This is a genomic window from Novosphingobium sp. ERW19, from assembly GCF_012641315.1.
Lineage (GTDB): Bacteria > Pseudomonadota > Alphaproteobacteria > Sphingomonadales > Sphingomonadaceae > Novosphingobium.
In genome coordinates, this window is the sequence record NZ_JABAIC010000008.1 from 35,368 (window position 1) to 47,621 (window position 12,254).

At 63.0% G+C, this 12,254-nt stretch carries 8 protein-coding genes; 6 read left to right on the forward strand and 2 right to left on the reverse strand.

The window, feature by feature from the left end; all coding sequences use genetic code 11:
• Positions 1-108: 108 nt before the first annotated feature.
• The 6 genes from HGI46_RS15355 (at position 109) to HGI46_RS15380 (ending at position 9,054) form a co-directional block, all read left to right on the forward strand.
• Complete coding sequence (locus HGI46_RS15355; RefSeq protein WP_206065764.1) at positions 109-999, forward strand: LysR family transcriptional regulator; 891 nt, start codon at positions 109-111, stop codon at positions 997-999.
• Positions 1,000-1,049: 50 nt separating this feature from the next.
• Positions 1,050-2,405, forward strand: coding sequence for a citrate:proton symporter (locus HGI46_RS15360; protein WP_206065765.1), 1,356 nt, complete (start codon positions 1,050-1,052; stop codon positions 2,403-2,405).
• Positions 2,402-3,745, forward strand: coding sequence for an acyclic terpene utilization AtuA family protein (locus HGI46_RS15365; RefSeq protein ID WP_168904977.1), 1,344 nt, complete (start codon positions 2,402-2,404; stop codon positions 3,743-3,745). The genes HGI46_RS15360 and HGI46_RS15365 overlap by 4 nt, the downstream gene beginning before the upstream one ends.
• A gap of 1 nt (position 3,746) precedes the next feature.
• Positions 3,747-4,055: a hypothetical protein gene (locus HGI46_RS15370; protein WP_118075734.1), complete on the forward strand. Its 309-nt coding sequence runs from the start codon at positions 3,747-3,749 to the stop codon at positions 4,053-4,055.
• Between the two features lie 2 nt (positions 4,056-4,057).
• Positions 4,058-6,040 (forward strand): alpha/beta hydrolase domain-containing protein, encoded by a 1,983-nt coding sequence (locus tag HGI46_RS15375; protein WP_168904978.1) that lies wholly within the window; start codon positions 4,058-4,060, stop codon positions 6,038-6,040.
• 194 nt (positions 6,041-6,234) lie between these two features.
• Positions 6,235-9,054, forward strand: a complete 2,820-nt coding sequence (locus HGI46_RS15380) for a TonB-dependent receptor (protein ID WP_168904979.1) — start codon at positions 6,235-6,237, stop codon at positions 9,052-9,054.
• Between the two features lie 281 nt (positions 9,055-9,335).
• Here the strand turns inward: HGI46_RS15380 and HGI46_RS15385 are convergent, their stop codons facing one another.
• The gene (locus tag HGI46_RS15385) at positions 9,336-11,717 is read right to left on the reverse strand and encodes a molybdopterin cofactor-binding domain-containing protein (protein ID WP_168904980.1); all 2,382 of its coding nucleotides are present in this window, start codon (positions 11,715-11,717) and stop codon (positions 9,336-9,338) included.
• Complete coding sequence (locus HGI46_RS15390; protein WP_168904981.1) at positions 11,714-12,232, reverse strand: (2Fe-2S)-binding protein; 519 nt, start codon at positions 12,230-12,232, stop codon at positions 11,714-11,716. The genes HGI46_RS15385 and HGI46_RS15390 overlap by 4 nt, the downstream gene beginning before the upstream one ends.
• Positions 12,233-12,254 lie beyond the last annotated feature (22 nt).

Below are 12,254 nucleotides of genomic sequence, written 5' to 3' on the forward strand. Positions count from 1 at the left end.
AATCTGCAATAGAAAGTTGCAGATTGCCAGTGTGTGCCTGTTGGACTAGCTCGATGTCAGACTGACTAGCTGAGCCAATCGGAGAGGTTCTTGGCCCGCGCCCCGAGCATGACAAGTCTGAGGCTGTTTTTGCAGGTGGCAAGGACTTGCAGCTTCAGCGAGACGGCGCGCGCCGCCAATTTGTCGCAACCAGCGCTAAGCCGCACTATCAAGCTTCTTGAGGAAGATCTCGGCGTTCGACTGTTCGACCGCAATTCACGCAACGTCATGCTGACCACGGCCGGTGCGGCGCTGGTGCCGATTGTCGAGCGACTGACCGCCGACTTTGACCTCGCCTTCCGCGAGCTCGACCAGACGTTCAGTGGCGAGCGCGGCCGGGTGGTGGTGGGGGCGCTGCCATCCATCGCTGCCGATTTCCTGCCGCGGGCGATTGCCCGCTTCCTTGCCGAGCGCAGGCAAGTGGAAGTCATCGTGCGTGAAAACCTCAGCGGGGGATTGCTGCAGAACCTGCAGGACCGTTCGATCGACCTTTCGATTACCATTCCGCCGGGCGGCACTGCGCCGATCCGGTTCGAGCCGATGTTCGAAGACGAATACCTGCTGGTCTGCCGCCCGGAAGATCTCGAACTGATACCCGATCCCGCTCCCTGGCGGGTGTTCGAGCAGTTTCCTTTCATCGCGATGGAACCGCGCAGCAGTGTGCGGATGATGACCGAAAGCGTTTTCGCCGCCGCCGGCATTCGTACCGACGCACGCTTCGAATGCGTGCAACTGGCGACGGTAGGCGGTCTGATTGGCGAAGGACTCGGCATTTCGCTCCTGCCCCGCTCCACTTTGCCGCTGATGGCGATCGGCAAGCAGATTGCGTGGCGAAAGACCGAAGCGCCTATGGCGTCGCGCACGATCGGCATGTGCACGCTGGCAGACCGGACTCTTGCCCCGGCAGCGGAGGCATTTCGGCAGCTCGTCCTGGCCATGGCGGTCGATACAAAATTCTGATCAATCGATCAGGTAACTCTAATTGTTGGATTGATGCTCTTGCGGCATGAATGGCGCCCAAGGACGTTTCAGCCGCAGGAGAGGGAATTCGGATGCTGGTCGTGGTTGCGGTGGCAACGCTGCTGCTTTTGCTTGCCGCGATTCTTTCGAACCGGGTCTCCCCGCTCGTCGCCCTGATCCTGATCCCGGCGCTGGCCACGCTGCTGCTGGGACAGGCGGTGGAAATGCCCGCTTACATTATCAAGGGCATCGGGCAGATTGCGCCGATTGCCGGAATGTTCGTCTTCGCCATCCTGTTCTTCGGCATCATGACCGACGTCGGGCTGCTGGCTCCTCTGGTGAGCGGCATCCTCAAACTGGTCGGGCGCAAGCCATCGCGCATTACCCTTGGAACGGCTGCGCTGGCACTGCTGATCCATCTCGATGGTTCGGGCGCGGTGTGCTTTCTGGTGACAATCCCTGCGTTGCGTCCGCTCTATGACGAACTGGGCATGGACCGCCGGGTACTGGCCTGCACCGCTTCGATGGCAGCTGGCGTGAACTTCCTGCCGTGGACCGGCCCCACCGCCCGCGCGGCGGCATCGCTCAAGCTTTCTGTCAGCGAGATCTTCACGCCGCTGATCGGCGTGCAACTCGTCGGTCTCGGCTTCGTCTTCGCAGCGTCATGGTATCTTGGCCATCGTGAGGAGAAGCGGCTTGGGCTGGGGCATGAGCAGACCTCGGGAGCCGGTCTGAGCGCTTCGGCTGTGGCAGTTGCGGCAGGGCACGGCAGTGACCCTGGCAGCCTGCGCCCCAGCCTGTTCCCGCTCAACCTTGCTCTCACGCTGGCAGTAGTTGCGCTGATGGTCAGCGGGATTGCCGAACCGGTGGTCGTGTTCATGCTGGGCACGGCGCTCGCGCTTGCGATCAATTACCCCGCACCCGCACAACAGCGCGCCCGGATCGAGGCGCATGCTCCGGCAGCGATGCTGATGGTCGGCGTGCTGCTGGCAGCGGGTGCATTTACCGGCATCTTCAATGGCACCGGCATGATCAAGGCGCTCGCCAGCGCCAGCGTCGGGCTGGTGCCAGATGCCTTCGGGCAGCACATCCCGCTGTTTCTGGCGAGCGTGGCGATGCCGCTGAGCCTCGTGTTCGATCCTGACAGCTTCTACTTCGGCGTCCTGCCGGTGATCGCGGAAGTGGCCGGGCACTATGGCGTCGCGCCGGTCAAGGTTGCGCAGGCGGCCCTGCTCGGACAGATGACCACCGGCTTCCCGGTAAGCCCGCTTACTCCGGCAACCTTCTTGGTGGCGGGCCTGAGCGGCATCGAGCTTGGCGCACACCAACGCTTTTCCATTCCCTGGCTGTTTGGTGCCTCGCTGGTGATGACTGGCTCAGCCGTCCTTTTCGGAGTTCTTGCATGAGTGACCGGCGCATCCGCATCGGGGCAGGAGCCGGGTTTTCGGGCGATCGCATCGAACCTGCGATCGACCTGCTGGAGCATGGCGAGCTGGACTATCTGGCGTTCGAGTGCCTGGCCGAGCGCACCATCGGCCTTGCTCAGGCCGCGCGCCAGATCAATCCCGATGGCGGTTATGACCCGCTGCTCGACGCGCGGCTTCGCGCGGCCCTGCCGGTGGCGCGGCGCAATGGCGTTCGCCTGATCAGCAACATGGGAGCGGCAAACCCCCTTGCCGCCGCCCGCGCGACGACCCGCATTGCCCGCGAACTTGGCCTCACCGGCTATCGCACCGCCGCGGTCTTGGGCGACGACGTGCTCGATCTGATCATGGCCCGCGATTTTCCGCTGATCGATCGCGAAGGAACGAGCCGCGATCTTGGCAGCAGCGTTGTCTCGGCCAATGCCTATCTGGGTGTGGCAGGCATCGTCGAGGCGCTGTCACTCGGGGCGGACTGCGTGCTTACCGGGCGAGTCTGCGATCCGGCGCTGTTCCTCGCCCCTCTGGTCCATGCGTTCGGCTGGTTGCCGGACGATTGGGACCGGTTGGGACAAGGCACGGCCATCGGCCATCTGCTCGAATGCGCCGGCCAGTTGTGCGGCGGCTACTTTGCCGATCCGGGCGTGAAGGACGTGCCAGACCTTGCACGACTGGGCTTTCCCTATGCCGATGTGGCGGCCGATGGCAGCGCCGTGTTCGGCAAGCTGGAAAGCGCAGGTGGCCTGATCAATGCGGCAACTTGCAAGGAGCAGTTGCTCTACGAAATTCTCGATCCCGCCGCCTATCTGCAGGCCGACGTTGTTGCCGACTTTACCGGTATCAGCATTGCCGAACCTGCTCCCGATCAGGTGAAGGTAAGCGGCGCTACCGGGCGGCAGCGGCCCGACACGCTCAAGGTCTCGATCTGCTACGAAGACGGCTTCATCGGCGAGGGGCAGATTTCCTATGCCGGTCCGGGCGCTGCTGAGCGCGGGCAATTGGCGACGGCCATCGTGCGCGAACGGCTGCGCATGAAAGGAATGGACACCTCTCAGGTACAGTTCGATCTGATCGGCATCGATGCGGTTGATCGGCGCGAAGCCTGCCCGGCGCATCACCCGCGCGAGGTGCGGGTGCGCATTGCCGGGCGCAGCGATACCCAGGACGGCGCCGAAGCCATCGGGGCCGAAGTCGAGGCGCTCTACACCAACGGGCCAATGGGCGGCGGCGGCGTCAGCCGCGCGACGCGCAAGGTGCTTGCCGTCGCATCGACGCTGATCGACCGCAACCTTGCAGATCCGCGCGTTAAAATCGAGGTGGCGTAAGATGATCCTTCGCGACATTGCCCACGTGCGCACCGGCGACAAGGGCGACACTTCGCAGATTGCCGTGTTCGCCCATAGGGCAACGGACTACGCGCTGCTGGTGCAGGCGGTGACGGCAGAGCGCATCGCCCGGCACCTCCCGAACCTTGCCTGCAAACGCATCGTGCGCTTCGAACTGCCCGGCCTGCACGCGCTCAACTTCGTGCTCGAAGGCGCGCTGGCTGGTGGCGTTACCCGCTCGCTCGCACTTGATCCGCACGGCAAGACGCTGGGCGCGCAGTTGCTCGATATGTCTGTTGAGGATCTGTGATGATGAACCGCAAGCGCAGCCTTGTCCTCGCCGGACTTTCCAGCCTCGCGCTGATCCAGCCCGCCACCATCGCCGCGAAGGTGGACCGCGTGGTGGTGCAAACAGTCACCCCGGCCGAACCGGTGGCAGGCACACCGGCCTACGAGATCGTATCTGGCAATTTCGCCGGAACGCTCGATCCGCACCTGCCTGGCAATGCCGTGATCACCGACATTGCCCAGGCCCCCCGCAATTCGCAGGGGATGGTGGAGTACAGCGCCACGTTCAAGCTTGCCCGCCCGATCGACAGAGCGAAGGCAAGTGGCGTCCTGTTCTATGACGTGCCGAACCGCGGCAACTTCCTGATCGGGCCGGATCCGGACGGACATGTGCGCCTCGTCAGTGGCTGGCAGGGCGATCTGCCCAAGGATGCGGGGCTGCAGACCGTGACTGTGCCCGTTGCCAGAGGGAAAGGCGGAAGGCCGCTGACCGGGCCCGTGCTTGTGCGCTTTCAGGATGTGCCATCGGGAACGCGCAGCGCGGCCATCACCGGCAGTATTGGCCGTCCCACGGCTCGCCCGCAGCCGGTTTCGCTCGATACGCGCAAGGCGAGACTGTTCTACCAGACCGCGGGGAGCGAGACGCGCCATCCAGTAGCCGCCCGCGACTTTGCCTTTGCCGACTGTTCGACAAAGGCATTTCCCGGCACGCCCGACCCGTCGAGCCTGTGCCTGCGCGGTGGTTTTGACGCGGCGCGGACCTATACGCTGGTCTATACCGGCAAGGATCCGCTGGTGCTGGGCATCGGCTTTGCCGCCACGCGCGATCTGGTTGCGCATCTGCGGCGCAGCCCGGACGATGTCGCCGGTGCAATCCGCTGGACGGTGGCAAGCGGCACCTCGCAATCGGGGAACTTCCTCAAGAGCTTCGTCAATCTCGGCTTCAATGCCGATGAGGCCGGACGCACCGTGTTTGACGGGATCAATCCCAACATCGCGGCCCGGCAGGTTCCACTGAACCTGCGCTTCGGCGTTCCGGGTGGTGCCGCCCGTGCCTTCGAACCGGGTAGCGAAGGCACGCTGTGGTGGTCGCCCTACAACGACCGGGTGCGCGGGCTTGGCACAACCAGCCTGCTCGATCGCTGCGCGCTGTCGAACACCTGTCCCAAGGTCATCGAGACGTTCGGCTCTGCCGAGTTCTGGGGCCTGCGCATGGCACCAGGGCTGATCGGCACCGATGCCGCCGGCGATGTGCCGCTTCCGGCCAACGTGCGCCGCTACTACTTCCCGAGCGTCACCCACGGCGGATCGTGGACGGGCGGGTTCAAACCCGCCGGCGATGGCGCGGTGCCGGGCTGCAAGCTTCCCGGCAATCCCAATCCTTCGCTGGAGAGCCTGCACGCCGCGCAAGCGATGCTGGTTGATTGGGTGCGCAGCGGCACTGCGCCAAAGCCCAGCGCCTACCCCACTCTTGCCGGGGGCGAGCTTGTGCCGGCAACCGCCGAGGCGATGGGATGGCGTGGCGTTCCGGGCACGCCCGATCCGGCACGAATGCTCAACCGCATGCCCGACTACCGCTTTGGCAAGGCCTTCCGCGCGCGCGACGTCAGCGGATCGCTTTCCACGTTGCCGCCGGAACAGCGCGGCACGATCCCGCAACTGGTGCCGCGCGTGAATGACGATGGCAACGAGACGGCGGGCATTCCCTCGGTCCAGTTGCAGGTTCCGCTTGGCACGTACCTGGGCTGGAACGAGACGACGACCGGCTTCGATGCCGGAAGCGGTTGCAGCTTCATCGGCGGGTTCGTGCCCTTTGCGAAGACCCGGGCGGAGCGCCTGAAGGCGGGCGATACGCGAGCCTCGCTCGAAGAGCGCTATGGCAATCGCGATGGTTTTCTCGCCAGCGTCCGCGCCGCCGTTGCGCGGCAGCAGGCCGCAGGCTGGCTCCTGCCAAGAGACGCCGAGCGCCTGCTCCGCCAGGCCGAAGAGAGCGAAGTTCTGCGCTGACAGGTATTGATGCAAATTCCTGATCAATCGATCAGAAACTTATATTTCCTTGCTTGAACAAGCTGAGGCAAGGTCAAAATCGAGGATTGCATGAGGGGATAGCCCGACGCTGGTGCCGCAACGGTGCCTGTCAGGTTGCGAGCGACGCTGCTCGCAGCACCACCCTTCAGGCAAGTTTGAATGGGAGGGTGAAAATGTCCACGTCATCACATGCCGGCTTGCGACTTGCCGGAATTTCCGCGCTAGCGCTGATCGCCGCTTCGGCCGCGCCGGCTTTTGCGCAAAGCGCAGACCAGCCCGCTGCTGGAGAACCTGCCGCCGATGCACTGCAGAAGAGCGAAGAGATCGTCGTCACCGGCACGTACCTCGGCAACATCCGCCAGGAAGATCGCGCCTCCCCCGTGCTCGCCGTCGATGCAAAGGCGCTGCAGCGCACCGGCGTAACCTCGCTCGGCGATCTCACCCGCTTCATCCCGCAGAACGTCGGCAGCGCGGGCGGGATGCAGGATCTGGCCAAGGGTGGTGCAGACACCCGCGATACGCGCTCGGTCAACCTGCGCGGCCTTGGCAGCGGTTCCACGCTGGTCCTGCTCAACAATCGCCGCGTGACCCCGCAGGGCGGCGACGATTTCGTCAACCTCAACAGCCTCACGCCAGACATCGCGATCAACCGCGTCGAGACCGTGCTTGACGGCGCTTCCTCCACCTACGGTGCCGATGCGGTCGCGGGCGTGTTCAACGTCATCACCAACACCAAGTTCGAAGGCGCGAAGATCACGGCGCAGTACACCGGGATCGACAAATCGCATTCGTGGAACGTGCAGGCGATGGTCGGCATCGGCAACGACACGTTCCATTCGGTCACTTCGGCAAGTTATCGTTTTACCGACAACCTGCAGAACGATGACCGCGAAGTCACCAATTTCTTCAACCCATCGGGCGCGGGCTTTCCCGGCCGCTTCACCTTGCTGGGGCGTCCGACCGCGGCTGGTGGCGGCAATCTCGTGATCAACGGCAACGACTATACCGCACTGTTCGACACAAAGGCGGTTGGCGGTCGGCTGACGGTCGTCGATCCAAACTGTGGCAAGGCCGGAACAAACAGCGTCTACGTCCCCGCGACTGGCGCTACTTTCGGTCTTGGCAATTGCGCCTATAATTTCCAGCCGAAGAATCCGATCCGCCCGGAATCGCGCAGCATCAACGTCCACAACGATACGACGATCGAGATCGCGCCCGATCAGACGATCTTCGCGGAGATCAGCTACTACCATCAGGATTCCAAGCGCTACGGCGTGCCGTCCTATGCTCAGAATGCAGGCAATGCGACGATGCCTTCGAGCAACCCCTTCAACCCGTTCGGCGTAGGCGCAGTGTTCTTCGGTCGCGCTATCGGCGAGGAAGGGTTCCCCGGCGGCTACGATTACCGCGTGATGCGCGATACCGTGGACCAGCAGCACTATGTAGTCGGTGCTCGCGGCAAGCTACTGGCCGATTGGAAGTATACGGCGAACGTGTCCTACTCCGCATCGCACACCATTGCGCGCGACAAGGATACGGATATGAACCTGTTCCAGGCCGCGCTGAATGGTTTCGGCGGCCCGAACTGCAACTACCTGTTCAACGGGGCAGGTGCCGGGGCTGTAGCCGGCAAGGGCAACTGCCTCTACTACGGCCCGCTGCAGTCCGATCTTTCGAAGTTGGACCCATCGCTGATCCACAATCTGCAGACCGACGTCTACTTTGATTACAAGCGCGAGTACTACCTTGCCGAAGCAGTTGTTAACGGCACTCTCGCCACTATCAACGGGCATGACCTCGCCGTTGCCGTCGGCGGCCAGTACCGCCGCGAGAAGTCCTCGTCGCACTATTCGGATCTGCTGCTCAACGGCTTTGCAGGGTTTCTCGGCAAGCGCCTGAACACCAATTTCACCCGCACGGTGAAGAGCGCCTTCGTCGAAGCCAACTACGAAGTGCTCGACGGTCTCAACGTCAACGTTGCAGCGCGCTACGAAGATTACGGCGGCTTCAACACGACAACGCCCAAGGCTGCAGTGAACTGGCGCGTGATTGATCAGCTCAGCTTGCGCGGCTCGATCAGCCGGGCTTTCCAGGCACCAACCATCGCCAACGGCTCGACCGCTTTGATCTCGACCGGCGTCGGTAGCGTGACCGATCCGACCAAGACCCCGGTCGACACCACGTTCCGCACGATCCAGACTTTCGGCAATCCCAACCTCAAGCCGCAGACTGCCGACGTCTTCAACATCGGCGCGACTGTGCTGCCCATGTCACGGGCGCGGCTCTCGCTCGATTACTGGCACTACAAGTATAACAACCAGATCCAGTTGCAGAGCGCGCAGGCCGTGGTGAACGCAAGCCCGAACGGTGCAGCTGTGATCCGCGATTCCAGCGGCAACATCCAGGCCGTGCAGGTGACCTCGTTCAACGCACCGAGCGGCACGGCCACGTCCGGTCTCGACTTTGCAGCCTCGATCGGGTTTGATCTTGGCCCGGTGGCCGTCACATTGCGTGACAACCTTACCTATCTGCTGAAGTACGACATCGACATCGGCTCGACCACGCCGGGCGCCAAGTCCATCGTCTACAACGGGGTCGGGTTCCGCAACCAGTTCGTCCAGTCGCCACTCTCAGCTGCGGCCGCACCACGCTGGCGCAGTGTGGCCGGGCTTGACCTCGAATATGGCCGTCACACGCTATCGGGTACTTGGCGCTATACCTCGGGCGTGGTTGACGATCAGGCAATTGCCCTCAACACCTCGGGAAGCGGTTCGGTCATACCCGCCACAGCCACGACGAAAATTAAGGCGTTCTCGGTGTTCGACCTGCAGTATGGCTTGCGCTTTGGTGTTGACGATCGCTTCGACCTGACCGTCGGCGTGATCAATGTGTTCAATACCGCACCGGGCTTTGCCCGCTTCAACGGCTACCTGCCCTCGATCGCCGATCCATTCGGCCGTCAGGTCTACGCCCGGGTCGGTGCCCGCTTCTAAACTGGTTTCCGAGGGGCAGGCTTTTCCCGCTTGTCCCTCGGGAAATTTCTCAAAATCATGTCTCGCTGGCGATCCGCAGGTGATGAACCAACGACACGAATCGATCACGACAAACTGCTGATCGAATGTCCGGAATGAGAGCGACAACTGCCACGCCTCTGTCTCCATTTGCACCTGCGGCAGCTTACTAACCCAAAGCACTCAGCCAGCAATGCCGAAAGTAATCCGGCGACGTTCGGACTCCTGATCAAAGGCATTGTGCATCGCCATTTCCCGAACAGTTAAGCAGCATGCACCATTGCTACCCGCACATGCTCGGGCTTTAGAGGCATCTGTCGTATCGGCTTCCCGGTTGCGTCCATGACCGCTGCGGCGATGGCGGGCGAGGCGAGAGCGTTGGCACTCTCGGAGCCTTGGCCGTAGGTGCCGACGCTGGAATTGTCGGTGATCACAACCTGCAGTTCCGGCATCTCAGCCATGGTGAGGATGGGGTAGCCAGACCAGTCCGTTGCTGTCACCGCGCCCTTATCGAAGCTCAATTCCTCATGTAGAGCCTGGCTTACACCCATCAGGCACCCAGCCTGGATCTGTCGGCGCAGCTGGAGCGGGTTGATCACGATGCCCACGTCGGCAACGATCGTCATGCGCTCGACCCTGACTTCGCCGCTTGCGGGAATGACCGTCACCTGTGCAGCGCAGGCCCAGTAGCCGTTGTCGCGCAGCATGATTGAAACGCCTTGCCCCCTGACCGGATCGCTGCCCTGGCTTCTGGCCTGCGGTGAGGGCGATGGGCGGTTCTCCCACTTCGCTTCGGTGCGCAACCGCTCAAGGATGGCCACGAAGCGCGGGTCGCTGACATGGTCGAGCCTGAACTGGAGCGGGTCCTTGCCTGCCAGCATCGCCGCTTCACTGATCGCAATCTCGCGCGGGCAATTCTGCTGGAATTGAATGGGGGTGCGCATGGAATGGCTGCGCAAGCCCACCATGCTGCTGGCTTCGGTCTGGCCGGGATGCGCGCCTCCCTTGGCTTGTTCGTGCACTGCAGGCACTGCGCCGTAGACCCAAGTGTCGTTGACGGTCAGGACCGTGCTCTGGAAGCCGTAAGTCGTGTCAGACGAGGGTGCGGGGATAACCGGCATGCCTGCCAGCAACGCGCCGACCAGGCGATCGTCCTGCATCCCTGGCCCTGTGTGCGATGCTTCATAGGCAGAGATCTTTCCGGCATCATCAAGAGCGATGCGGATGTCCGAGATCATCGCCGGTGATTGCGTCGACCATTGCATGTCGTCAGCGCGCATCCATTGCACACGCACTGGTCGCCGCAATTCGCGCGAGAGAAGGACCGCCTCGTCCTCGCTTCCGGCGCTTCCGCCGTTGGAGCGGCCATAGTGCCCAGCGCCGGGATAGGTTCGCACCACCACCTTGTCTTCGTCGCAACCCAGCATCAGCGCGATCATCCGCCGCAAATGCTGAGGATTCTGGCTATGCGTGTGAAGCCATACCCAGCCGTCCTCGCGATAGTCGGCGAGGCTGACCATCGGGCTGATCGGGGCATGTTTCTGGTATGGCATCAAATAGCTGGCCCGAAGCTCACGCGTCGTCTTGACCGACGAAGCCTCGCCTCTGTTCGCCCGACCCTCGCGGGCTGGCGTGGGGTCTTCAGCCGCCAGCGTTCGCAGATGGTCGGCCAAGCGATCGCTGCCGGGTAGTCCTTCCCACTTTGACCATTCGCAACCGTCTGCGACCGACTGTGCAGCCTGAACCGCCTCCCATTCGTCGGGAGATACAACGGCAAGCAGGTTGCCGATCCTCACCAGTCGTGCGCCGGGGAACTGCGAGTGATCCAGCTTGCCCGGTGCGATCAGCGTCGATCCCAGCGTTGCCGGGTGGATCGTGCGGGCATGGAGCATTCCGGGCAATGTCACGTCGCCTACCCACACGGTCTTGCCCGCAACCTTGGGTGCGATCGAAGGGTTGAGCACCGGCTTGCCGATTATCGTGTAGTCCTTCACTGGCTTCAGCGGCGGATCGGCATCAACGCGCAGGCCCGTGGGCATGGTCAGGTCACCGGCAATTGGGATGACCAGTTGCAGGTCTTCGCCCTTCAGCAGGTCGCCGTAGCTGATCTTCTTGCTTTCACCGGAGATCAGGCCATCATGAACGGTAAGACTAGCGCGTGGCACCGCAAGCCGCCTCGCGGCGAGTTCAAGTGAAGCTTCGCGCATCAGCGCTGCGACCTTCCGCAGGTTCTGACCGTAGCGAAGCAAACCGAAGGTGCCGCCGCCGTCGGGCGTGCGATCGGTGTCGCCCGAGACCACTTCGGTCATGGCATCCAGCGGAACGCACAGTTCCTCTGCCACGATCTGGCGATAGGCGGTGTAGACCGTGCTTTGCCCAAAGTCACACTTGCCGGTGCGCAGCAGGACGGTGTTGTCGGCGCGGATTTCGATCCAGCCCTGAACAGTGGCTGCTGAGCGCGTCTGCGTGCGGGTCAGGGCGCTTGCCGCCTGTGCCATGGCACCTCGGCCCGTCATGGCAAAGACAGCGGCCAGCGCCCCTCCTGCAGCCAGGACGCCCCGCCGGCTCACGCCAGCCAGCCGGGCACCGTGCACGCTCATGTCGTAGACGATGGCGGTTGAGTACTTGCCTGGCGTCTCGGTCATTCCGCTGCTCCTCGCGCCATGAGCTGTGCCGCACGGTGAGCGCCCTCGAGTATCGCGGCATAACTTCCGCAGCGGCACAGGTGCGGCGACGGGCCTGAAGTGGTGAGAGCGTCGCGAATGTCCTGATCAGACGGCTTGGGATTGGCCTCAAGCAGTTCGGTGACCTTGATCATCATGCCGAACTGGCAGATCCCGCACTGGGGCACCTGTTCGTCGATCCACGCTTGCTGCACTGGATGAAGCGTGTCTGCAGACAATTTGCCCTTCTGACTGGCCCAACGTTGGGGGAGGCCGTCCACGGTGGTCACCGGTTTGCCTTCCAGCGCCGAGATAGGGGTCACGCAAGCACGCACTTCCTCATCGCCCAGCAAGACCGAACAAGCGCCGCACTGGGCAAGTCCGCATCCAAATTTGACCCCCATGATGCCCAGTTCATTGCGCAGGACGTAGAGCAGCGGGGTGTCAGGCGATGCCTTGAACTTACGCTGCTGACCATTGACCACGATGGTGCTCATGTCGTTATCGCCTTTCTGATGG